This window comes from Sphingobium sp. HDIP04 (assembly GCF_000445085.1).
In the GTDB taxonomy this organism is placed as follows: Bacteria; Pseudomonadota; Alphaproteobacteria; order Sphingomonadales; family Sphingomonadaceae; genus Sphingobium; species Sphingobium indicum.
The window spans coordinates 45415-67215 of record NZ_ATDO01000048.1; the positions used below are offsets into that span (position 1 = coordinate 45415).

Sequence of the window (21801 nt, forward strand, 5' to 3'; positions counted from 1 at the left end):
TCATAGTTCGTGCTCGAGCCGGATGACGAAACGATCCTGCGCGATTTCGTACCGCTCATTCGGTGCATGATGGACCGAAAGGACATCCCGCAACGCAAGCTCGCCGCCCTCACCGGCATCAGCAAGACGCGCCTGGGACTGCTGCTGCACAGCGACCCCACGAAGCGGTCGCCCATGACTGTGGACGAGCTTCAGATCATCCTGCACGCGCTCGGAACCGACATCGTCGCGGCCTATGTGCGCATCAAGGCAAGCGGGACGATCCCGCAGCCCCTGATCGAGCGCCATGACGTGCTCTTCACAATGATCTGCGACGCATTCGTCGACATGCCGGAAGGCCTGATCGTTCTGCTCGAAGAACTCGAAGGCATCGATGGCTCGGAAGTCCGCCCGGAATGGGCGGTGCCGGTCAGGCGAGCCGTCGTCCGGAAACTGCTGGACGAGGTGAGCGCCAAGCTGGCCCGCCGTGCACGCCTGGCCGAGAGCGATGACTTCCGGATCTAGCCCGACCGGATTCGGCGCCGGGCCCTTCCCCGCCGCGCTCCTAGAAGAGCGAGACGCTCGCGACGCGCGCGGGCGGCACCGACCGAGGCGGGAAGACGCTTGCGGTCTGGCGCGGCAGCACGGTTGCTTGCCGGTAGACGCCGCTCAAGCGCGCCCAGTTCATGAGGACATTGTCGACATAGGCCTGCGTCTCGGCGATGCGCGGCACGAGCCCGCCACGGACGCGGCCAGGCCCGGCATTGTATGCGGCAAGCGCCAGATGATAATGGCCGAACCTGTCGAGTTGCTGGCGAAGATATCTCGCTCCGCCGCGCAGATTATCCTCGACGCTATAGCGGTTCACTCCCAGCGAGGCAGCCGTCCCGGGCATCAGCTGGGTCAGGCCGAAGGCGTTCTTGGGCGACAGCGCATCGGTGCGATAGCGGCTTTCGCGAATGATCATCGCATCGAACAACCCGACCGGAATGCCGTATTCGCACGCGATCCCGCTCATCAGCTGATAATAGCTGGCGCGCCTGCTCTCAGCGTCCGCCCTCAAGAATCCTGTCGGCCGATAGGGAAGGACGCCGCAGCCTGGCTCGAAGCGATTGGCCGCGAAATCGAAGCTCGCGCCGCCGCGCATCCACGCAGGAACGGGGATGGCAGGCGCCGGCGGCAACCATTCGGCGGAGGCGGCCGAGCCTTCACTCCCGGCGCTTCCGCTTGCTGCCTGCTCGAGCGCAACGCCGCTGTTCGTGAAGCTGTTCGCCATCTGGAATTCCACCCACCGGCGGCTGAGGTCATGCACCCGAAAGTCCGGCGGACGGGCACCGGTCGACACCGGGTTGGGCACGCTCGGGGGTTCGGCGGCTGCATCCGGCCGGCTCTCCGGCCCGGGCGCGGTCATCGTGATGAGCTGCACTCTGCGCGCGGGCTTGGCCTCTTTCCCCTGGGCTGCCGCGCCCCCCGACACGACCAGCGCCACAATGCCGAAACCGATCCCCAACGCCCTCATTGCACCCTCCCTGCTACCGAAACAGGCCAAGGGAAGATCAGCGGCCGCCGGGTTGTCAATCCGCGTGCCCGAGCAGTGTCAGCCTCAAAAATCAAGATCAGGAGGCGCCGATGTGGCTGATCCCGCGCAATACGGACGGGACCCGCGCAGGGAGAATTGCGCTTCCCGCGCCCGTCCGAGAGGCTCTCGTCCGCTGGTATGTCGGACAGGGTTCGCGCGCCGACGAGGAAGCGGGGATCATGCTTGTCCAGCAGGCGCGCATCGGCGAGAGGTGGATCGCCTGCGACTGTTTGTCGGCCGACGCTCCGCCCCCGATCCTGACGCCGGCGTTCCTGTCGGAAGCAGAAACCTACTATCTGCGCCGTCTCACCAGCGTTAACCGTCCCGAACACAGGGCGGACTGCCCGTTCTTCCGCGATCAGGCCACCAACCGGCTGAGCGAAGTGCGAACGCAGGAGAGCCCGGCCGATCCGCCGACCGGCTATTTCGAGGTGCTGCGCCCGGCGCCCGAGAAGCTGGCGCAGCGTCCCGAAGAGGAAAGCAGCGACGACAGAACGCGCCAGGCCTCGGTGCCAAGGCTCGCCCGATTGCTCTGGCGTCTTATCAACCTCTCCGGTCTCAATCGTACGCTCTGCCTCTCCGACGAGAACCCGGAACATTCGATCAGCGACGAGTTCAAGACGCTGGCCATCGCGGCGCAGCGCGTCGAAATCGCACCGGGCATCGAGCTCGGCCGTGCCCTCTGGACGCATGCACAGGCGCTCCACAGCAAGCGCATCTATGCCCGCTTGCGCGAGCTCTCCCGAGTCTGGCCGCCCGGGCATGCGCCCCAGGGCTTCCTCGCGCTCTTCACGCAGAAGTTCGAAGGTTCGACGATCCATGTCGCCGGGAGCGATCCTGTCGTGCTGGCGAACCGCGTCCAGTCCCCCTCGATCCGCGGGAACACGATCAAGGGCCCCTATCTGACGATCGTCGTGGCGGGCCAATATCCCGAAGCGCATGGCTATGCGCCGCTTCGCGGCTATGCCCAGCCGATCTACTCGGGAAAGCGCTTCATCCCTGTCGATTCCGAGTTCGAGCGCGCGGTGCTGCGTGACCTGCTGCGGCTGCGCTGGTCCTTCGATCGCGCAGGGCTCGACCTTCTCCTCGAAAAGCCCGTGTTCGACACGCTCACGCCAATCGGATCATGCCGCCCGGATTTTCTGTTGGAAGCGCGCTCGCGCAGCACCGGCGAAACGCGGGAGATCATCGTCGAGGCAATGGGATCCACCGATGAAACCTATCTCGCCGCGAAAGCCGTGACCCACCCCCGCATGCAGCAGATCGCCCCGGTTCTGTGCGTCTCTCCGGACGACGTGGAAGAGGCGCGGATCGCGCCGCTCGTGCGGAAGGCGTTCGGCTTGTGACCGGCCCCTCTCGTTCCGTTTCGAGAGAGCGGCCTCGGACCGATGGCGCCTGCCGCTTTCTCATCGCCCGTTCATGGCATTCTGTCTGGAGGATAACGCTGTGCAGGACCGGTCCGCCGATTATGCGGCGCTCGCCGCTCACCTCAATCCCGACGATCCTGGCGACGGCGCCCGCCAGATCGATGCCACCATCATCGCCTATCAGCGTGCCCGATGCCGGCCCGGCAACCACGGACAGCTCGTGCGGCACCTCGGCATGCTGCTCATGCTGATCGCTGAAACGATCGCCGTGTTTCATGGGATGCTATGGCTCGAGCCGACCGCGCTCGCGCCCTATTTGGGCTTCATCCTAGAGGTTCCGCTTTGGACCGCGGCTCCTGTTGCGGCCATAGCCATCTGGCTCGCCTTTTTCCTGTCCTACCGCATCGAAGAGAAATCTGGTCAGGAGCTGCCGGAGCCGCCCGCCGCGATCCGCGACTGGCTCGAGGCGCACGACCATCGCCACGGAATTGCCTGGTGGCACGAGACGAGATGGCCTTGGCCCAAGCTGCGCGCCCACCGGCGCGAAATATTCGGCTATGTGATCTGGCGCAGAACGCCTCTGCCCTTGCGAGCTGCACCTTGAGGGTTGGCGGGCGTCGGCAGCTTAGGGAAGGGGCGCGGAGAGTGGCGCAAAGCTATCACCCTCGGTGGGCACGAATTCCGCAAACGTGCTCGCCTTCTGGGAATGTGGTCCGAAAAGCATCCGAAATCCCCGGCCCTAACATCCTGACGAAGCCTGACAGCGGACATAGCCAGACTGACGCGGACACATCGAACTCGCCGTCGCGGTCGACGCTAGAATTGGTCGGCGCAGCCCAGATAAGGTAGCTTAGCGCAAGGTATGCCTGGTGCTACGGAGGTCGCGCTATGGTGGCGCCAACATCAATCATACTCGATGACGCCCTTAAGGGGCGCGTCCAGCACCTGGCCGAAGTGCGTCGACGCAGCTCGCATTGGATCATGCGCGAAGCCATCGCACAGTATGTCGAACGTGAGGAAAAGCGCGAGGCATTCCGCCAGGACGCCATACGGGTGTGGGACGAATATCAGCAGACGGGCCTGCATCTGACGCTTGAGGAAGCCGATGCCTGGTTGGCGAAGCTCGAAGCCGGCGAGGACGCCTCTCAATGTCAGGGTGCGATGCAGCAACCGGATTCACCTCTAGCAATTTCACCCAAAGTGTATTACACTGAAATACAGATTTCAGATGCAGGAGTTTATCATGGCGGCAAGCCGTATGGTGCAGGCTCGCGTTCCTGGCGACATTCAGGATGCGGCCAGTCAGGTTATTCGGGCTTCGGGCCTGACGGTCAGCGACGTGGTGCGCGTGTTGATGACCCGGATCGCGCAGGACAAGGAGATTCCGGCGGCGCTGTTCCAGCCCAACGCGGAAACGCTGGCCGCCTTCGCCGAGGTCGAGCGCGGCGGCCTCGAGCGGTTTGCGTCCGTGGATGCGCTGTTCGCCGATCTTCATGCGGACGATTGAGCGCACCACGGCGTTTCGCCGGGACTTCAAGCGCGAGGCGAAAGGGCCGCGCCGCAATGTGCTGGATACCGATTTGCGGCGGATTATCGAGGCGCTGGCTACGGATGCGCCGCTGGAAGCGCGGCACCGGGATCATGCCTTGACCGGCAACTGGAAGGACTATCGGGACTGCCATGTAAAGCCCGACCTGGTGTTGATCTACCGGCTCATTGACGATGACCGGCTGATCCTCGCCCGTCTCGGCTCCCATTCGCAGCTCGATCTGTAGGCAGATGGCTTGCCGCCGATATGGAGGCCCTATGACCGATGAACTACCCGACAATCCGCCGATGGACGAAGCGTTCATGGCTGGCATGAGGCCATCCCGGCGTGGGCGCAGCGCCGAGCTGCTGACTATCGCCGACCGCGCCGCGGCGCATGTGAAGCGTCCCTATGTTGACCATGCCGAATTGCTCTACGACGAAAACGGGTTACCGAAATGATCCCCGGCACTTCGGCCACGACACCCCCGCAGCGCCGCCCAGTCATTCTGCACGTCAGCTTCGATGAGGCCGGCGCGGCGATCGGCCGCTTGCTCGCCATCGCCATGCCGCCGACGCGCGCGGCCGAGACCGGCGCATCATGGAAGGTCGCGGATTTTCTCCTGGCCTGGTGGAACGGCGACGAGTGCGGGCATTTCCCGATCATCCACTTGTGCAACGTCGATGCCGTTATTGCCGAGGATATGCTTACGATCATGGCCTATCTGGCGCAGGAGTCGACGACCTACGCCGATGCCTGGGGCTACCGCGACGCGATGGGCGACCTTTGGGTGCGCTATCGTGGCGACCCGGCCGAGGCCGTTTAAACGTGCCGGAGATCCACCGCCATCAATGGGAGGCGATATGACCGACGACGAGCTTCTGGACGACAACGCGGCCGAGCGCGCCCAAGCGGCGGCGCTGCGCGACCAGGCCCGCGCCGGGGGCTTGCGCTTCGAGGCGTATCTTACCAAAGATCAGGCCGACTGGCTGTTGGAGCAGATCGAACGGGGCAGGTTTGCCGATCCTTCCGAGGCGGTGTTCCTGACCGTCCAGAACTTCATCGAAATGGAGCCGCACGGCGATCTACGCGACGAGTTGCTGCGGCGTCGTATTCAGGCCGCGATAGATGATCCGCGGCCGGGGATTCCGCACGAAGAAGTCTGCGCCAAAATAGAGCAATGGATCGCCAAGCCGCGTCCCGAACCGGCGCGGTGGCAGAGGGCGGCGCAATGACCGCGCCCTCCCCTGCCCGGTTCAGCGCCGAGGACCGCGCCGTGCTGCTGGCCGTGAAAGGCGTCGGCCCCACGGTTCTTGAGCGCCTGGAAACGCTTGGCATCGCCAGCATGGAAGCCCTGGCGTGCCAGGGCGCGGACGAGGTGTGCCGGCGCATCGCGGCGATGCTGGGCGCAAGCTGCTGGTCGAACAGTCCGATGGCGCGCGGCGCGATCGAGCGGGCGATCGACGCGGCCCGCCAGGAGCGCGCGCGATGAATCAGCTCGCCCCCCTGGCCTCGCCTGCATCGTCGCTGCGCTGGCGCTGCCGGCGTTGATCGCGGCGGCCGACGAGCGCGCGCAGCTTCGATTCCTTGAGTTCTTCGCCGTTGCGATCCGCAATCCCCACACGCGCCGCGCCTATATGCGCGCGGCGGGCGAGTTCCTGGCCTGGTGTGAGGCGCGCGGTGTCGCCTCGCTCGCCCAGGTGCAGCCGCTCCACTTCGCGGACTGGATCGAGGCGCTAGGCGGCGAGCTGGCCCCGCCCAGCGTCAAGCAGCAGCTCGCCGGCGTGCGCCGCCTGTTCGACTGGCTGGTGACAGGCCAGGCCGTGCCGGTGAACCCCGCCGCGTCGGTGCGCGGGCCGGCGCACAGCGCGCGGCGCGGCAAGACGCCCGTTCTCGCCCCCGACGAGGCGCGCCAGATACTCGACACCATAGACGTTGCCACCCATGCCGGCTTGCGCGACCGCGCGCTTATCGGCCTCATGGTCTATAGCTTCGCGCGGATCGGCGCGGCCGTCGCCATGACCGTTGACGATGCTTTCGTCCAGAACCGCCGCCTATGGGTCCGCCTGCACGAAAAGGGCGGCAAGCGGCACGAAATGCCGTGCCACCACAACCTTGAGGAATATCTGCTCGCCTATATCGACGGCTGCGGCTTGCGCGAGCGCGCCAGGGGGCCGCTGTTCCGCACGATCGCGCGCGGCACTAAGCGCCTAAGCGATGCCCCCCTCGCCCAAGCCAATGCTTTCTTGATGGTGCGCCGCCGCGCGACCGCGGCGGGCATCGGCACCGCGATCGGCAACCACTCGTTCCGCGCGACCGGCATCACGACCTATTTGAAGAACGGCGGCACCTTGGAGACGGCCGCGACTATGGCGAACCACAGCTCCACCCGCACGACGCAGCTCTACCACCGGCGATCCGATGACGTGACGCTGGACGAAGTGGAGCGGGTGTTGATTTGAGCCGGCAGGATCAGGCGTGGCGGCTGATATTCGCGCCGTGGTCGCCTTGCATCATCTGCATGGCGCTCTGTAGCATCGCCAGGGTCATGGCGTCGTTTCGGGATTGGGCGCCTGCAATGCCGTCCCGCGCGAGCTGCACGAAGTTGACCCGTTCCCAATCATCGAGCGCGATCGGTGCGCCCTGCCCTGTCCCAACGGGTATCTTCACCGTCATTCCGAGAAACGCCGAGCTGTCATCCAGCGACATTTCGCCTCTTTTGATCTTGCCGTTCATCCAGTCGAACAGCTCCTGGCGCGTCATGCTGGTGAAATCAGGCGGCGCGGCGCTGCCTGGCCCGGTTTGAGCGGTGCTTGCCGGCGCGGTGGAGAGAGCCGCCGAGAATGAGGACGAGCTGGTGCGATCGGCCGATGATGGACGCTGACTCGCGGCCAGATAGTTGTTCGCTGTTTCAATTCGCACGAGAACGCCCTTTCCGCCAAGCCAATCGCGGACGATTGCAGGACATGGTTAATTTCAGGTGAAACGGCGTGGGATTTGAGCCGGCGAGAGACCGGACCTTAAGTATCGCCCCGCGCGGTCGCATTGTTCACGGGTAGACTATTTTCGCCGGGGGCCTTGAAGTGACGACGATCGGTGCAGCTACCAGCGCGATGCCCTATATAAAATCGCGCCGCCCAGATTGAATTATCGGTCAAGGCATCAAATGGACGCTTCACCGCTGAGGAAGTTACCGCAAGGCTTGAGGCGCGCGACGTCAGACAGCTTCGCCACGCGCAGAGCTATGAAAACCTCCTTGATGGCAAGGGGACGTATTTCGGCCACTCCGTTGGCAATAAGACCGTTTGGAAGCCGGAACTGGCGGCGCAGCAGATCAACGCTGCCCGCGCCGCTCGCGTAAAGCCTTATCTGCACATGTCCGGCCCCGTCAGCATCGAGGCGCTGAACGTCGATTCCGCCGTCAGAGCGCAGGGGATGATGAGGCAGCGCGCGGGGATCCAGATGTTCGGCCTAGAGCAAACGGTACGTCTGCCGTGTACCACGACCGGTTGTCGATCTATGGCATTACTCATGCCGCAAAATCACCACCGCGCCTCGAGCGCGATCCCCAGCACGCGCGGGTTTCCAAGGACCGCACGCGGTAGCCCGTCGAGGCGATAGTGATAATATCGATCGTCGAAAAGGTTGCTGGCAAAAGCGGACATCGTCCAGTGCCCTGTCTCATAGGCGACCCGCGCGTTCACCAGCGTGCGTCCGCTGGCCCGCGATGCGCTTTGTGGTAGGCGAACCTCGGTAAAAACCGCTGAACGATGGCTGGCGTTCAAGTTAATGGCCACTCGATCGACGGGACGAATGTTGACGCCGCCGGCGAGCGTCCAGCGCGGAGCATGAGCGAATTCAAGGCCGTCATAGTCCGTCACGCTGCCGACCGTCGTGGCAAATTCATCGAACCTCGTGCGCGAGTAGCCCACCGAGGCGTACCAGTCGAAAGCGCCGCTGGGGCTGTGCGTCGCCTCGATCTCGAACCCATAGAGATGGGACGAGCCGGCATTGACGATATGCGTGTCGTATATGCTCATGCCGAAGTTCGCTGAAACCTGCTGATCCTTCCAGTCGACATAGAAGGCGTTGGCATTCAATGTCAGCCGCCCATCGAGCCACGCGGAACGCAGCGACAGCTCGTAGTTCCAGGTGAATTCAGGATCGTAGGAAAAGGTCGCCGAACGCGCGATATTGCCGCTCGAGCCGCCTGACCGATAGCCTCGTTGGACCGTGAAACCAGTCTTGAGGTTCGGCGTCCAGGCCATTTGGATCCCCGCCTTCGGCAAGAACGCATCGAAGGTCCGATCGGTAGCGGCGGCCGAACCGCTCGCTTGGGCTACGATGCCGGCAACGCCCTGGTTGATTGCAACCACCGCGCGGTACAGCGGCGACCCGGTGGAGCCGAAAGCCCTCGGATCAGGATAGGCCCCCGCGAACCGCGCGGTCTGATCGATGCCCAAGCTGTTCGTTTCGTGGTCGTAGCGAAACCCCACGGTGAACATGAGCCTCTCGGTCAGCCTGAATTGAACATCGCCGAACAGGGCATAAGATCGCACGTGACCAGAGGCATCCGCTGAGAAATCGACCGGAATCGCTGCCAGCGCCCGGCTGTAGAGTCCGGCAACCAACTGCGCAGTCGGCGCGTCGATGCCACTGCTTCGCAGCAATGCGCTTATCGTGTCGACCGGCGTCGGAACGCTGTCATCGCTCGCCGTCGCGCTTCGGTTCCTTCGATCGTAGAAGAATGCCCCCATCAATCCGCTGAGGCGATCCCCCTCATAGTTCAGCCGGAGTTCCTGGGAGAACGTCCGATAGCGATTCTGCTGGTCGTAGGCGCCCCCATCGGCGGCCGTCATGTCGTTGTCGGAGCGATTGAACTCGCTAATCTCATTGAAGGCCGTGATCGCCGTCAGGGAGAGACCTGCGCCCAAATCGAAGCGCAGATCCGCGGTCGCGATATCGGTGCTCGCCTCACTGTCGTTAGGACTGTCGGAGAAGTTCCACCGACGGTCGAAAAAGTCGGGCACAGACGTATCGGTGAAGCTGAACGAATAGCCGCTGTAGCGGTCATAGCGCGTGTAGCCGAACCGCGCCTCGAAGCCCGGAACGGCCGTCGGCGTCCACAAGAGCTTTGCTCGGACCTGGGTCGTATCAAGAGGATTCTCGTGCGCGCGCCGTGTCGGATTCCAGGTAAATCCGTCGGCGTCTCGCTTTTCCACGCTGACGCGGAATGCGAGCTCTCCGGATACGATCGGACCGCCCAGCGCGGCGGCGAACTGCGTCTCATCGGCGTCCGTTATCATGGCGCGAGCGCGCAGCTCCCATTCCATTGTCGGTTCGGCTGTCCGCATGATGACCGCCCCGGCCAGGGCGTTCAGCCCTAGCAAGGTCGACTGTGGGCCTCGCATAATCTCGACCTGGCGGACGTCCCACATATCCGCCGGCGACGCATGAACCATGGCGGCCGGCACGGCAGCTCCATCGACAAATATCGTGGCGAGAGCTGCCCCCTCGCCGCCCATGATCCCGCGGTCGGCGATGCCTCGGATAGTGAACCCGCCGGCGCTGAACGTCTCCGTCACATTCGCCGTGCGCGCGTACACCTCCTGGAGTGATAACAGATTCTCCTCCTCGATGCGCCGAGCGGTGGTCACGGCCACGCTGCTGGGCGTGTCCTGCAGGGATCTCCGTGCTTTCTCCCCTGTCACGATGATTTCGGAGTAGGTGCCGACATGGCGCTCCTGCGCACGCGCAAAGCCACTCCAAGACAGAGCGGCCAGACCCACCACTCCCCACAACAAACAACGCACCACGATGGCCCCCCAAAGCAAATCCTTCGCCAGTAGATAAAGGCGTCGCCCGCTTGCAACAGGATTGATGAAAGGTTCGGCGATTGCCCGCGCGACCTGTGTTTCAGCCCGTGCAATCCGTGACTTTTTGCGGTGACGGCGAGACCAGACCCGCTTTGGGGAGCGTAGCTGGAGAGGCTACAGCAAATCTTGTTCGCAACTTGACTATCGTCAATGATGCGAACCGGGACGGTCGCATTGCCCGAGAATTCGAAGGGGGGAATCTTGAATAGTCGACCCATAGCCTTTGCGGCGGGAAGAAATAGCCGATGAATGGCCGACAAAAGGTCTTTCCGCCTGTGCATCGGGGGAGCCGCTTGTCAGGCCTCACCGCCGATGGCGCGTTCTCGGTCTCTTGCGCACCCGCACGAGCCATCATGGCTTTGCTCACATGCCAAGGGGTGGCGATCAGGAGCAAAATCGGATTACGTCGCCGCCATGTCTTGTCGAACGCATCCTTCCGGACGGGCCTGCCCGAAGCCGTCAGCGGGACCGCGCAGCCTCGCGCCACCCCTATGATCGCTCCTCGGCGAGAACGAAGACGGTGATGTCGATGACGATGCACGAAGATGACGACCTGGCACGCTGGCTGCGCCTGACCGAAAAGCAGCGCGCCTGTCTCGACCTGCTCATCGAGCGTAAGACCTCGAAAGAGATCGCTCGGATCCTCGGAATTTCCAAGCCGACCGTGGACCAGCGCATCACCGCTGCCCGGATCATCCTCGGCGCGGCCAATCGCGACGAGGCAGCTCTCATCTACGCGCGTCTCAAACAGCTATATGACCGGATCACATATGACTCGGTGCAGGTTCCCTCGCCGCCGACGCTGGTGCCATCCGACTTTCCGGACGGCGATCCCGAACCGGTCCTGAAGCTGAGCGACAGTGCGGCGCCCACCTTCGGCGCCGGCCAGGGATCGAGGGACTTCTTCCTGCCGTTCCGGGACGGATGGAGACACGATCACAGCATTCAGGCGCGCGTCATGATCATGGTGGGAATTCTCGTCGCCTTGGTCATCGTCGTTTTCCTGGGGCTCGGCATCGCGGAAGCGCTGACGCGGCTCGTCTCCAACTGAACCTGTTCAACTTGACCCACGGTTCGCCGGCGCGCGGGTGCGCGCCCGGCAAAGGAGAACTTATGCCTCAATCCATACCTCTGATGGCCGCCCGCCTGCAGCGCGACGTGCCGACTGCTGAATCCAAGGTCGACGACGCCATCATCGCCCTGTCGTCGCTGATGACGAGCATGGTGACCGCGCGGCGCGAAAGCGGTGCGCCCGCGAAGACCGGCCAGGCGACCATCCTGCGCCTCGCCAAGGCGCAGATGTCGCTTGTCGATGTGAGCAGCGACGTCCTGCGGATCCATGGCGACCTGCTCGAAATCGGCAAGGAAATGGGCAGTTACGATCTGCGCGATTGCCCCTCCGGCTCGGCGGAAACGACCCCGCATCTCGCGGCCGTAGCCTGACGGCGATTGACCGGGAGCGACTGGCATGAAAAGCGGGAACGATGCGCATAGCAATCTTCATCGCCCTTCTGTTGGTGGCTCTCGGCTACGCCGCCTGGCGGGGCGGTGCTCCGGAGCGGGTCATGGTGGGGATTGCCATCCTGATGGTCCTGCTCGATCGCCTGCTGGTCTCGACAGGTCAGGTGGAATATCATTCGGTCGACCTGGGTTACCTGGTGATCGACCTGATTGGTTCGGCGGCGACCATCGCCTTGGCGCTTCTGGCGCATCGCTTCTGGCCCATGATCGTTGCCGTCCTCCATGTCCTGCCGCTGCTGGCGCACATCAGCCGGGCGCTCGACGTCTCGATGAACCCGATTGCCTATCTCACGATGCAGGTCGCTTCGTCCTGGCTGCTCCCGCCCCTTCTCATCCTCGCAACCTGGCGGCACCAGCAGCGCTTGCGGCGCAGCGGCAGCGATCCGTCCTGGCACGTTTTCTGGCGTCCATCGAGCCGAATGACGGTGAGCGGCTAGCCGCCGCGCTGCTGCAGGAATTCCGCAGCATCGGACGGATCCTGGCCCAAACGCCAGAAGCGCTCGAGCGGGTTCTGGGTCACCACCCTTCGATCGCGGATATCCTGCTCGGCGCCCGGGACATGTTCCTTGAGGGTCTGCAGGCCGACCTGACAACGCAGCCGGTCGACCCTGCCTGCCCCAAGCTCGGCCAATATCTCATGGCCTCGATGGGATCGCTGCCGGACGAGGTGCTGCGCATCCTTTTCCTGGACGCTTCCTACCGCCTGATCGCGGACGAGCAATTGCACCATGGGTCCGTCCGGCAGCTCGAGCTTTATCCCAGAACGATCTTTCGGCGCGCGATCGAGCACGGCGCCACCGGACTCATTCTCGTCCACAACCACCCCACTTGGCCTTTTCGATCACGTTCAATCACGCCACATCACCTTGAAACACAATAATTTTTAGGCTTGTCGTAGAGTCGGCCATTGTGGCATATTGGGGTCGGTTTTAAGGGGATCGAAGCCCTTTTTGACCCCAGTCGCCGACCCCACGAACCCGTCGAGCGACCCCAGTTGGAAGCCGACGGAGAACCCCAGTGCCAAGCCTTACAGATGGAGAAATTCGCCGAGCCCTGAAGCAGGTGGAAACGACCGGCAAGCAGCTCAGCCTTGTCGATGGCGAGGGTCACGGAACCGGCCGGCTGGTCCTCGTGATGAAGCCCATGCCTACCCGCGTGACCGCGGACTGGATGGCGCAGCAATGGCGCGACGAGAAGCGCCTCAAGAAGAAGCTCGGCTCGTATCCCTCGATGCCCCTCAGCAAGGCCCGCGAGATATTCAACCGCGACTTCGCGGAGCTGATCCAGAAAGGCCGTAGCATCAAGATTGCCGGCGACACGCGACCGGGAACCGTCGCCGATCTCTTCGAGGCGTATGTCGCCTACCTCAAGGGGGGTGGGAAGTCGTCTTGGAAGGAGGCGGAAAAGGGCCTCAACAAGATCGCCGATACGCTAGGACGCAACCGCCCGGCCCGCGATATCGAACCGGATGAGATCATAGCGATCATTCGCCCCATCTATGAGCGCGGCAAGCGTTCAATGGCCGATCATGTGCGCAGCTACATTCGATCCGCCTTTAGCTGGGGCCTGAAATCCGAGCACGACTACCGCTCCACCGCCGCGCGTCGCTTCCGGCTGACCTACAACCCTGCCGCCGGCATACCGACCGAACCCAAGACCATCGGAACACGCTGGTTGAGCGAGGAAGAGTTCGTTCGGCTCTATCGCTGGCTCGAATGCCCCGACACCCCGGTTCATCCCTCCTATGCCCGCGCTGTCCAGATCATCATGCTGACCGGCCAACGGGTCGAGGAAATCGCTCGTCTGCATGTCGATCAATGGGACGCCAAGGAACGGATCATCGACTGGACCAAAACCAAAAACCTTCAGCCGCACGCTGTTCCGGTGCCCTCGTTGGCTGCCGAACTGATCGAGTCGATTATCCCGAACGAACATGGCTGGTTCTTCCCCTCTGCCAAAGACCCGTCGAAGCCCGTCAGCCACGGCACACTCTACAGCTTCATCTGGCGCCAGCGGGATCGCGGGGTGATCCCCCATGCGACCAACCGCGACCTCCGTCGCACCTTCAAGACCCTGGCCGGAAAGGCGGGCGTCCCGAAAGAGATCCGCGACCGCCTCCAGAACCACGCCTTGCAGGACGTCAGCTCCAAGCACTACGACCGCTGGAATTACATGGTGGAAAAGCGCGCCGGCATGGCGAAATGGGACAAGTTCGTCCGCGCCATGCTCGCCAAGAAGCGCATGAAAGCGGCGGCATGAGCCTCCGGCGCCCCATAAAGCGGAAGCGAGAAACGACTATGCGTATCGTAATCGGCCTGGCGTTACTGGCTGCGCTGACCACAGCGACCGCGGCCAAGGCCGATCCCTGCAAGGCCATTCCCGACCGCGGCCCGATGCCGTCCTATCTCCACAGGGGCGCACATTTCTCCGGTCCCGTGGTCTATGTCGGCGACGGCGACTCCCTGTGCGTGGCTGTGGGCCAAGGGCCAGCCAACTGGGTGGAGATCCGGCTGGAGGATTTCTACGCGCCCGAACTCCACTCCCCCACCGGCCCTGCTGCCAAGGCCGCGCTGGAAAGACTTGCCATGGGCCGGAACGCGGAGTGCGTTGCCAACCATAGGTCCTACGACCGTGTGGTTGCCACCTGCCGGATCGGAGGACGCTCCATCGGGGATTTATTGAAGGCGGTCGGAAACATCGAGGGCGGCAACGGATACGAGCAAAGCAAGCGTTAGCCCGACCTTTGGTGGCGCTTAGATGCGATCTGAAAACCGATCATAGGCATCGATCCGCCGGACCGGGGGATCGACCTCATACCTATAGATTTCCGTTCTCAAGAACCGCAGCTCGGCCTCGCGTTGGGCTTCGGGAACGTCGATATACCAAGCGCGGGGCTGCGGGCCGGGACCACCGTTCCAGCGGTATCCCCGCGCCTTGAGAACATCCTTGAGGTCGAAGGGCGAGTTCTCCGCCCAGATGCGCCAAGCGACAGTACGAGCGCCATCCAGAAGGCGGCTAAGACCCGTAACGCCAGATCGGGGCAGCCGCATCGCCAACAGCTCGATCGTCGCAAGGCAGTCGTGCATCGCGCGGTGGCGATCATAGAAGAAGCCGGCCGCCTGAGCGAGATAGGCGAGCTTCGCACCCTCGAATCCTTCCGCCGCCCAATCGATCTGGCTGAGCGAGCAGGCCCAGGGTTTCGTCGAGAACACGTCGCTGAAGCGTTCGAGGAAGCGGCGATCGAACGCCGCGTTGTGTGCAATGACGAGCGAGGCCGGTGCCGCGAATCTGGCGACCTCGGCGGGATCGATGACCTGGCCGGCCACCATTTCATTCGTGATACCGGTGATCGCGGTGATTTCCGGCGCGATCGGCTCGCTCGGCTGACGCAGCCCTAGGAAGCTGTCACCCACACTGAAAACGGTGCCATCCAAGCCGTAATTGAATGGCGTCATGGCGAGTTCGATGACCTCGTCGCGCTGAGGATCGAGCCCCGTAGTCTCCACGTCGACCACCAAGCCAAGGCGCAGCGGCGCGCCTGGAGGCGGAACGATGTGAGGGCGCGGCTTGAGACGCCGGATGATCCGGTAATCTCCCGTGGCCTCCAGCGTCTGCGCCAGGGTCTCCAGATGCTCAGAAGATGTCGTCATCGTGCACTTCATACCCAGAGGCTTGGGTCATGCCGGTCCAGGCCTGAGCAAAACACAGACGTCATCCCTTGGTGTCATGATCGTTGTGCGCGCCCTTGCGCGCGTGACGCTGACCCGAAAATTCTGACGCGCCTGCGTCATCGCCCCATCGTGGACATTGCCGGAGACGATCCGATCAGGATTAGCCACGATCTCGCCTTTGAAGCGTTTTGGCCATCCTTCAAAGATGACAACCTCGTCGAATTGCTTTCCCTTCGCCTTGTGCATGTTCATCACCACGATGCCGGATTCAGGCTTGTGAGCTGTTGCGAAATGCTCCTGAACAAACGACTGGCGGGTGATCGCAAGAGCGTTGCTATAGCCGCTGACGTCACGCCAGTCCTGAGCCAACCCCTGACGGAGCTGTGTACCGCGCTCAAGCAGACGCACGTTACGGACCTCCTTTGCAACATCCTTCAGTCGCTCACAGGCCCCAGCATCCAGCACGCCGCGCACCGCGACCCAATCTGCGCCCGGATCGCCCGTGAACGTCAGCGCAGCAATTGCCTGATGCACGGCATAGGTTCCCTGCAAGACGCTGTTACCAGGCGTCGGTCGTCCTTTCGCTAGACATTCGTTCCACTTGGACAGCGCCTTCCGGAACCGCGCAGCCTCGTCCATGTCTCTCTTGGTCGGCGTTGCACCACCTCGACCGTGGAAATAGCTGCACATCAACTCGACAAATTCGTCGAAACATCCGTCATGCCCGCGCTGTTGGAGCAGGAAGGCGATGATCTCCGCAGCCAGGATCGGGCCTTCCATATCGACGGCGGCCATATGGGAAATGGGCGGGACATTGCCGAATGGCTCGCGCAGAATATCCGACACCATCCGGGTCATTTTCTTGGTCGGCACGAGAATCGCCAATGACCAATCGCTCCGGCCAGTTTCGATCAACCGCTTCCGGGCTTGCAGCACCTGACCGACCAATGAGGCATAAGCTTGGTTGGGATTCGACTCGAACAGCGCGCAATCGATCCCCTTGTAGTCGTTCTGGCAAAATTTCCCCGTAAGGATGTCGTTGCCGAATAGAGCAATCTCAGTCCCCTTACTCCGATGGTTGTCACCGGCGAGATCGTGAACCGTCGGCGCGAAGGCTGCCGTGAAGTGGTTCAGCCTTTCCGGATCGGCGCCGATGAAATCGAAGATGCGCTGCTCCGGGTCGGCAAGAGCGATCAACGTGCTGTTGGCACCGAGGGCCTGGACCACCCGCCATTGATCGGCGCTGGTGTCCTGAAACTCATCCAGGATAATGTACGGATACATCGTAGAGATGAGCGCTCGAACCTTATCTGAGCCGTGAAGCAGGGTTGCCACGCGGTCTGCAAACAGGTCGAAGCAGACCTTCCCTTCTTCGGTCGCCAACCGGACACGCTCCGCCACCTCCTTCACGCGCTTCTCGGCCTTTTCCTCATCCGACAGATTCCTGGCCGCTTTGTAGCCGCTTCGAACCGCCGACAATGCAATCGCCTCATTCGGAGGCGTGAGGATCGTCATCCGCCGTGGGAAGCCGACGAGATAGCCATGCGTTTTGAGGATGCGCCAGAAGAACGAATGGTAGGTATCGACCTCGATCCGTCGCCTCTCCTCCCGCGTGATCGCGCTTTCTTCGTCGATCGCCTCAAGGACGCGGGAAACGGTGGCCCGCGCGAAGCTGAGGAAAAGGATACGCTGACCGGGCTTCAATTCCTCGCGCGCGATCTTCGCTGCCTTGAGGATGGAAACGGTGGTTTTCCCCGAACCGGGACCGCCGGTGACGAGCTGATGCCCAATGGACTGGAGAATTGCCTTCTGCGTTTCGGTTAGGTCGACCACCGCGCAATCGCCTATCCCAAGATGTCAGCAAAAAGATCTTCGCCATCGGCCTCGGCCGGTTGAGGTGGCGGGTCACACGCTGCCTTCAAGGTGGTGCAGGCATCGCGCAGCCACTGAGGGATTTCGACTTCGGAGCACTGGGCTAAGAACTCGGCTATTCCCCAATTACCTTTTGACCATTTGAAATAAGCTCCAAGCGCGGCAGCCGCTTGTGCTTTTGGATTCGGATACTGGTTCAGCAGATGCTGCGGCCAATCGAGTTGATCGGAAAATCGCTCCAATGCAGCCTGCGTGGTGTTGTTGAGGATCAGATCCTCAATGCCCTTCTCGTCGTGCATGAACAGGCGTTCCACCTGGGCCTCAATGGCAGCCTTGGCGGCATCTGTCTGCTTGTCGCACAATGCAAAGGTCCGCTTCCCGAGGCTCTTGTATAGGGCCCCAAGGTCGGCGATCTGGGTCTCGCTTCCGGCGTCGATCACGCAGACGCCCAAGGCTTCCAGAGACGCATAGGTAGCCGGACTAAGCTCGGCCAGTCGCCGCGCGACGACCGGGAAGGAGGTCGCCTCCGTAGCGCCTTCGGCGATGAGGACACGGCGCGAAAGTAGCCCCTCGCAAAAACGGGTCCGGAAATCCTGCCGATAACGCTTGTGCTTAATGCTCTCCGGCAACTCGATTTTGGATTGGCTCAGTTGGCCGTTGTCCGATCGCGAAAGGATGACGGTTTCGTCGAGGCTGAACTCTTCGAGCACATACGGCGAGTGCGACGTGAAGAGCGACTGCGCCGACAGTTTGCGCAGCTCATGGACAATCCGCTTCTGCGCATATGGCGGAATTGCCGTTTCGGCTTCCTCCATCGCAAAAATGACATTCTGCTTGTCCTCGGCGATCTGTGACAGCATCGCGAGCACCAGCATGTTGATCGTCCCCGTTCCCTGCCGAAAGAAGGGAGCGGCATGGTCGCCTGCACCCGTGGCGATGAACGCGGTGATGACCTTGCGCAAATGCTCGCGCGTCAGGTTCGACACCTTCAGGTGCGGCTTCACCCCCCATTCGCGTGGGACGTATTTCTTCAGCGACTTGTCGATGCTCTCGAGCACGCCCGAAATGCCAATGGCCGGGTCGCTCGCTACATCGATGGCTGCAAGCGTTCCGATCGTCCCTTCCCACATCTGCGGCCGGATTTCCTTCAGCCGGAGGATGATGTCCAGCAGGCTGCCGTGTTCCAAGCTGAGCGCCCGAGATCCTGTCCTCAACGACCGCAGGAAAAGAAATCCGCAGTGCTGCTTGTCCTTCTTCGAGAACGATGCAGGTGTCTCATCCTCTGAAAGGCTGCGCGTGAAATAGCTGTTGCCGACGAAGTCATCCTCATCAGGATCGTATTGGCCGACGAATGTGACACGCAGCGCGGCCTTGATCTCGGCAGCATCGACCCCGGCCGGGTCGGCCTCCTGATAGAAGTCTCCGGTAGTAGTATTCAGCCACTCGACGTTGGCTCCAAATCGTGCCTCCTGCTCCGGCGACAGATTGGTGATCGTCACCTCGACCGTGATTTTCGGCGCGGGGCCTGGCTCCGCGCCCTCGGGAGCATCGGGGTTTGGGCTGGGAAGATAGCGCCCCTGATAGAAATCATGCTCATCCACGGGTGGTCGCCGGCTCAGCCGGTCCGGCCCCAAGGCGAGATCGATCGCCTCGAATACTGACGATTTGCCGGTATTGTTGTCGCCGATCAGTACGGCGTGATCAGGCAGCACCAGTTTTGCCGACTGGATGCCGCGAAAATTTTCGATCACTACCGAGAATATCTTCAACGCCCCGCCCCCTTTAGGCCCCCATTCGGTTAGCCCGCGCAGCTATATTTGTACATCGCGCCATGAGCGCTTCGAACGGCTCGGCGTCATCGAAGAGCAGCCCGTCCTCGACCATGTGGGCATAGTCTTCCTTCAGCGCCTTCGCGCCGTCGCCGACCGGCACGAGCTGCAAGCCGCCGCTGACAGCCGCTGCATAGTCGATCGGCGTGCGGTCGGCGGCTTTCTCCGCGAAGAACATCGACTTGTGCCGGGCGACAGCGCTGACCAGTTCGCGATCGGCGAAAGCAGCTTCCGCGAAGCCGGCTTCATCCAGCCGGACAACATCGTGCCAGTGTCGTGCGAAGCGGTCGCCGCGCAGCCGCTCCTGGAGGCAGAAGACGTGGATGGCGGTCGCCTTCTCCCAGAAGGTCCGCTCCGCGTGCATGACACGCGGCCGCGCCGTCGGGAATATCAGGCTATCGATCTGGCCGGCAGCGTCGCAGGAGACATCGCGCAGGCTCGCCGGCTCGCCCGTCGAGCGGGCGCCGAACTCCAGCATGACGCTGGGCGCGACATAGCCGGACCCGGCCGCGGTCGCCTCATAGTCGATGAAGAGCTTGTCATCCTCGACGCGGATGGCCGCCGCCAGACCTTCGGCGGCCAGTGCGGTCTCGATCACAGGCTGCACGGTTTCCGCGACCCATGCCGGTAACCGCCGACGGACCTCGCTGGACCAGCGCTTTTCCTCGCTTCGTGTCTTCGGCAGACCCTCGCCATTGTCCCCGACCAGATCGGGCGCAATCGCCCGAATGTCGTAGGTCAGATCCACGTCCTCCGAAAACCGGCGAATGACGTGATAGGCTTTCGACAGCGACGTGCCGCCCTTGAACACCAGATGCTCCCCAAGCGTCGCGGCGTAGAGGGTCGCCAGCGCCCACACCACCCACACATCCTTTTCGAGAAGATGGGTGGGACGACCCGAACGGTCGGCGACGACGCCCAGTGCATCGCGCCGATCCCCGGCCGAAAGCTGGAGGAAGACGTCAGCCATAGGCCGCCTTTCCGACGCTCTGTGCGAGCCATGTCGGAAACTGCGGCGCGGCGGCGACCAGTTCGCCGAACACGCCGGGCGGCATCTTCCGTTTCAACGTCGTGAGCGCGGCCTCCGCCCTTTCGGGGCCGAGCCAAGCCAGCGCCCGCACGGCCTCCCCCGCCGGGCGGTTGGCCAGGGCCAGTTGCCAGCGCGGTGCGTGCCGCAATTCCACGACCTGCTTGCCAAGGTGCATTTTCCGGCTGCGTCCGGAGGTCAGATAGACCGAGCGGACGGGCACCTGCGTCGTCAAGCCAAGCGCGTTCGCCGCGGCGGCGCCGTTCGAGACGATGACCTCCCCTTTTTGGGTCGCGAGGGCCTCGACAGCCTGCTCGACCGACGGTGCGCGCGTGCCGAACCGACTGGCGATGGGGCGCAGATAGACGCCACGACCGGCGCGGATGAGCTGCCCGCGCTCGGACAGACGCGACAATGCCTGATCCACGGCCGCCCGGTTTCCGAGGTGGAGCAGGCCCTTGGCGGACACGGGCATCCCTTCGGGAAGTCCCGTCGCATGTGCAAGAATCTGTTCGGTCAGCCGTGCCATCGTCGTTCTCCTGTTGGAAATGTACGCGAGTTTCTGACAGTTTTCAAGGAAGCGCAGGGGAACATACCGAATAGGGGGAAAGCCTTCCCCTGCGGCCGAGCCTTGGTCTCTGCCTACCCCTTCTGCGGGGAGATCCCCGCAACGCCCCCTTCAGAGTGAGAGTGCGGACGGATTTTCCGTGACGGGTTGAGGGCTGGAAGAGAGGCTTCCGGCGCCCGTCGCGGAGATCATACCGATGGCCAGACACGATCGCAGCCCCGCGGAAGGTGGCGCGCGCAGCAACCTTTACGACGACATCACGAACAAGATCGTCGCCGAGCTGGAGCAAGGGCGGCTGCCCTGGGTCCAGCCCTGGGGCGCGTCGCCCAATACCGCCCCGCTGGGCCTGCCGAGAAATGCTTCAACCGGCAGGGCCTATTCAGGCATCAATATTCTGATCCTTTGGGGCGCTGTCATCCAGCACGGCTTCCCCGGTCAGGCGTGGCTGACTTTCCGCCAGGCCCTTTCGCTTGGCGGCAATGTCAGAAAGGGCGAGCGTGGCACAACCGTTGTCTATGCCGACCGTTTCACTCCCGAGGACGAGAAACGCCGTGCCCGCGAGACGGGTGAGGATGCGCATGCCATACCGTTCCTGAAGCGGTTCACGGTCTTCAATGCCGCTCAATGCGATGGCATGCCCGATGACATCACGGCAGTCGCGCCGCCACCGCCGCCGGGCCTGATCGAACCTCGGGTCGAGGCGCTGATCCATGCCACCGGCATCGACTTCCGCATTGGCGGCGATCGCGCCTTCTACATGCCCTCGCTCGACTATGTGCAGGTGCCGCCTCCGCAAGCCTATTTCGAGCCTATCAACTGGCACCGGACGACCCTGCACGAGCTGGGTCACGCCAGCGGCCATCACAGCCGCCTCAACCGCGATCTGACCGGCTCGTTCGGCTCGAAGAAATACGCTTTCGAGGAGATGATTGCCTTATCTGGACAGTCTGCACCGTGCCTGACGCACCATTGAACGGTATGCTT

25 protein-coding genes and 2 pseudogenes are annotated in these 21801 nt (G+C 62.9%); 18 read left to right on the top strand and 9 right to left on the bottom strand.

The window, feature by feature from the left end; genetic code table 11:
- Positions 1–9 precede the first annotated feature (9 nt).
- Positions 10–504, top strand: a complete 495-nt coding sequence (locus L286_RS27990) for a helix-turn-helix domain-containing protein (RefSeq protein WP_020818511.1) — start codon at positions 10–12, stop codon at positions 502–504.
- Positions 505–544: 40 nt separating this feature from the next.
- Here L286_RS27990 and L286_RS27995 read toward each other — a convergent pair whose 3' ends face one another.
- Positions 545–1498 (bottom strand): lytic transglycosylase domain-containing protein, encoded by a 954-nt coding sequence (locus tag L286_RS27995; RefSeq protein ID WP_021223069.1) that lies wholly within the window; start codon positions 1496–1498, stop codon positions 545–547.
- A gap of 110 nt (positions 1499–1608) precedes the next feature.
- Here L286_RS27995 and L286_RS28000 point away from each other — a divergent pair, with 110 nt between their 5' ends.
- The 10 genes and pseudogenes from L286_RS28000 (at position 1609) to L286_RS28045 (ending at position 6915) form a co-directional block, all read left to right on the top strand.
- Positions 1609–2904, top strand: coding sequence for a hypothetical protein (locus L286_RS28000; protein WP_020818513.1), 1296 nt, complete (start codon positions 1609–1611; stop codon positions 2902–2904).
- A gap of 100 nt (positions 2905–3004) precedes the next feature.
- Positions 3005–3529: a hypothetical protein gene (locus tag L286_RS28005; protein WP_037485683.1), complete on the top strand. Its 525-nt coding sequence runs from the start codon at positions 3005–3007 to the stop codon at positions 3527–3529.
- Positions 3530–3813: 284 nt separating this feature from the next.
- Positions 3814–3885, top strand: a pseudogene (locus L286_RS49185) (hypothetical protein); the annotation flags it as partial.
- Between the two features lie 283 nt (positions 3886–4168).
- Positions 4169–4432 (top strand): type II toxin-antitoxin system RelB/DinJ family antitoxin, encoded by a 264-nt coding sequence (locus tag L286_RS28015; RefSeq protein ID WP_021224639.1) that lies wholly within the window; start codon positions 4169–4171, stop codon positions 4430–4432.
- Positions 4419–4700, top strand: coding sequence for a type II toxin-antitoxin system YafQ family toxin (locus tag L286_RS28020; protein WP_020818517.1), 282 nt, complete (start codon positions 4419–4421; stop codon positions 4698–4700). Before L286_RS28015 ends, L286_RS28020 begins: the two co-directional genes overlap by 14 nt.
- A gap of 31 nt (positions 4701–4731) precedes the next feature.
- Positions 4732–4914 (top strand): hypothetical protein, encoded by a 183-nt coding sequence (locus L286_RS49190; protein WP_020818518.1) that lies wholly within the window; start codon positions 4732–4734, stop codon positions 4912–4914.
- Entirely contained in the window at positions 4911–5279 is a 369-nt protein-coding gene (locus tag L286_RS28030) for a DUF7673 family protein (RefSeq protein WP_020818519.1), read from the top strand. The genes L286_RS49190 and L286_RS28030 overlap by 4 nt, the downstream gene beginning before the upstream one ends.
- Before the next feature lie 37 nt (positions 5280–5316).
- Positions 5317–5688: an antitoxin PaaA2 family protein gene (locus L286_RS28035; protein WP_020818520.1), complete on the top strand. Its 372-nt coding sequence runs from the start codon at positions 5317–5319 to the stop codon at positions 5686–5688.
- Positions 5685–5945 (top strand): hypothetical protein, encoded by a 261-nt coding sequence (locus L286_RS28040; protein WP_020818521.1) that lies wholly within the window; start codon positions 5685–5687, stop codon positions 5943–5945. The genes L286_RS28035 and L286_RS28040 overlap by 4 nt, the downstream gene beginning before the upstream one ends.
- Positions 5942–6915 (top strand): annotated as a pseudogene (locus L286_RS28045) (tyrosine-type recombinase/integrase). Before L286_RS28040 ends, L286_RS28045 begins: the two are co-directional and overlap by 4 nt.
- A 10-nt stretch (positions 6916–6925) precedes the next feature.
- On the opposite strand, the gene L286_RS0124215 reads toward L286_RS28045, so the two are convergent.
- The 3 genes from L286_RS0124215 to L286_RS28055 form a co-directional block, all read right to left on the bottom strand.
- A complete protein-coding gene (locus L286_RS0124215; protein ID WP_021224259.1) occupies positions 6926–7375 on the bottom strand; it encodes a hypothetical protein in 450 nt (149 codons plus the stop codon).
- A gap of 240 nt (positions 7376–7615) precedes the next feature.
- A complete protein-coding gene (locus L286_RS28050; protein ID WP_020818524.1) occupies positions 7616–7828 on the bottom strand; it encodes a hypothetical protein in 213 nt (70 codons plus the stop codon).
- A 167-nt stretch (positions 7829–7995) separates the two neighbouring features.
- A complete protein-coding gene (locus L286_RS28055; protein WP_235181798.1) occupies positions 7996–10287 on the bottom strand; it encodes a TonB-dependent receptor in 2292 nt (763 codons plus the stop codon).
- Between the two features lie 565 nt (positions 10288–10852).
- Here L286_RS28055 and L286_RS28060 point away from each other — a divergent pair.
- The 6 genes from L286_RS28060 (at position 10853) to L286_RS28085 (ending at position 14585) form a co-directional block, all read left to right on the top strand.
- On the top strand, positions 10853–11380 hold the full coding sequence (locus L286_RS28060) for a helix-turn-helix transcriptional regulator (RefSeq protein WP_020818526.1): 528 nt from the start codon (positions 10853–10855) through the stop codon (positions 11378–11380).
- Positions 11381–11463: 83 nt separating this feature from the next.
- Positions 11464–11772 (top strand): hypothetical protein, encoded by a 309-nt coding sequence (locus tag L286_RS28065; RefSeq protein WP_020818527.1) that lies wholly within the window; start codon positions 11464–11466, stop codon positions 11770–11772.
- Between the two features lie 41 nt (positions 11773–11813).
- Positions 11814–12287: a hypothetical protein gene (locus L286_RS48335; RefSeq protein ID WP_020818528.1), complete on the top strand. Its 474-nt coding sequence runs from the start codon at positions 11814–11816 to the stop codon at positions 12285–12287.
- Between the two features lie 209 nt (positions 12288–12496).
- Positions 12497–12730, top strand: coding sequence for a JAB domain-containing protein (locus L286_RS49735; protein WP_412177504.1), 234 nt, complete (start codon positions 12497–12499; stop codon positions 12728–12730).
- A 290-nt stretch (positions 12731–13020) separates the two neighbouring features.
- On the top strand, positions 13021–14109 hold the full coding sequence (locus tag L286_RS28080; protein WP_238559297.1) for a tyrosine-type recombinase/integrase: 1089 nt from the start codon (positions 13021–13023) through the stop codon (positions 14107–14109).
- A 38-nt stretch (positions 14110–14147) separates the two neighbouring features.
- On the top strand, positions 14148–14585 hold the full coding sequence (locus tag L286_RS28085) for a thermonuclease family protein (RefSeq protein ID WP_025160753.1): 438 nt from the start codon (positions 14148–14150) through the stop codon (positions 14583–14585).
- 18 nt (positions 14586–14603) lie between these two features.
- On the opposite strand, the gene L286_RS28090 is transcribed toward L286_RS28085, so the two are convergent.
- From L286_RS28090 to L286_RS28110, 5 genes are read right to left on the bottom strand one after another with little or no spacing between them, the layout of a single operon-like run.
- Entirely contained in the window at positions 14604–15500 is an 897-nt protein-coding gene (locus L286_RS28090; protein WP_025160752.1) for a 3'-5' exonuclease, read from the bottom strand.
- Between the two features lie 27 nt (positions 15501–15527).
- A complete protein-coding gene (locus tag L286_RS28095; protein ID WP_020818533.1) occupies positions 15528–17354 on the bottom strand; it encodes a UvrD-helicase domain-containing protein in 1827 nt (608 codons plus the stop codon).
- Positions 17355–17365: 11 nt separating this feature from the next.
- Complete coding sequence (locus tag L286_RS28100) at positions 17366–19162, bottom strand: ATP-dependent nuclease (protein WP_020818534.1); 1797 nt, start codon at positions 19160–19162, stop codon at positions 17366–17368.
- A 13-nt stretch (positions 19163–19175) separates the two neighbouring features.
- On the bottom strand, positions 19176–20192 hold the full coding sequence (locus tag L286_RS28105) for a nucleotidyl transferase AbiEii/AbiGii toxin family protein (RefSeq protein ID WP_020818535.1): 1017 nt from the start codon (positions 20190–20192) through the stop codon (positions 19176–19178).
- Entirely contained in the window at positions 20185–20778 is a 594-nt protein-coding gene (locus L286_RS28110) for a DUF6088 family protein (protein ID WP_020818536.1), read from the bottom strand. The genes L286_RS28105 and L286_RS28110 overlap by 8 nt, the downstream gene beginning before the upstream one ends.
- Before the next feature lie 235 nt (positions 20779–21013).
- Between L286_RS28110 and L286_RS28115 the strand changes: the two genes are divergently transcribed.
- Entirely contained in the window at positions 21014–21790 is a 777-nt protein-coding gene (locus tag L286_RS28115; RefSeq protein WP_021223075.1) for an ArdC family protein, read from the top strand.
- Positions 21791–21801 lie beyond the last annotated feature (11 nt).

What these genes read in the sequence shown, in the direction of transcription:
- L286_RS27995 (WP_021223069.1), bottom strand. Translation starts at nt 1,498, where the DNA reads ATGAGGGCGTTGGGGATCGGTTTCGGCATTGTGGCGCTGGTCGTGTCG.
- L286_RS28000 (WP_020818513.1), top strand. Translation starts at nt 1,609, where the DNA reads ATGTGGCTGATCCCGCGCAATACGGACGGGACCCGCGCAGGGAGAATT.
- L286_RS28015 (WP_021224639.1), top strand. Translation starts at nt 4,169, where the DNA reads ATGGCGGCAAGCCGTATGGTGCAGGCTCGCGTTCCTGGCGACATTCAG.
- L286_RS28020 (WP_020818517.1), top strand. Translation starts at nt 4,419, where the DNA reads ATGCGGACGATTGAGCGCACCACGGCGTTTCGCCGGGACTTCAAGCGC.
- L286_RS49190 (WP_020818518.1), top strand. Translation starts at nt 4,732, where the DNA reads ATGACCGATGAACTACCCGACAATCCGCCGATGGACGAAGCGTTCATG.
- L286_RS28030 (WP_020818519.1), top strand. Translation starts at nt 4,911, where the DNA reads ATGATCCCCGGCACTTCGGCCACGACACCCCCGCAGCGCCGCCCAGTC.
- L286_RS28035 (WP_020818520.1), top strand. Translation starts at nt 5,317, where the DNA reads ATGACCGACGACGAGCTTCTGGACGACAACGCGGCCGAGCGCGCCCAA.
- L286_RS28040 (WP_020818521.1), top strand. Translation starts at nt 5,685, where the DNA reads ATGACCGCGCCCTCCCCTGCCCGGTTCAGCGCCGAGGACCGCGCCGTG.
- L286_RS28060 (WP_020818526.1), top strand. Translation starts at nt 10,853, where the DNA reads ATGTCGATGACGATGCACGAAGATGACGACCTGGCACGCTGGCTGCGC.
- L286_RS28065 (WP_020818527.1), top strand. Translation starts at nt 11,464, where the DNA reads ATGGCCGCCCGCCTGCAGCGCGACGTGCCGACTGCTGAATCCAAGGTC.
- L286_RS48335 (WP_020818528.1), top strand. Translation starts at nt 11,814, where the DNA reads ATGCGCATAGCAATCTTCATCGCCCTTCTGTTGGTGGCTCTCGGCTAC.
- L286_RS49735 (WP_412177504.1), top strand. Translation starts at nt 12,497, where the DNA reads ATGGGATCGCTGCCGGACGAGGTGCTGCGCATCCTTTTCCTGGACGCT.
- L286_RS28080 (WP_238559297.1), top strand. Translation starts at nt 13,021, where the DNA reads ATGGCGCAGCAATGGCGCGACGAGAAGCGCCTCAAGAAGAAGCTCGGC.
- L286_RS28085 (WP_025160753.1), top strand. Translation starts at nt 14,148, where the DNA reads ATGCGTATCGTAATCGGCCTGGCGTTACTGGCTGCGCTGACCACAGCG.
- L286_RS28090 (WP_025160752.1), bottom strand. Translation starts at nt 15,500, where the DNA reads ATGACGACATCTTCTGAGCATCTGGAGACCCTGGCGCAGACGCTGGAG.
- L286_RS28105 (WP_020818535.1), bottom strand. Translation starts at nt 20,192, where the DNA reads ATGGCTGACGTCTTCCTCCAGCTTTCGGCCGGGGATCGGCGCGATGCA.
- L286_RS28110 (WP_020818536.1), bottom strand. Translation starts at nt 20,778, where the DNA reads ATGGCACGGCTGACCGAACAGATTCTTGCACATGCGACGGGACTTCCC.
- L286_RS28115 (WP_021223075.1), top strand. Translation starts at nt 21,014, where the DNA reads ATGGCCAGACACGATCGCAGCCCCGCGGAAGGTGGCGCGCGCAGCAAC.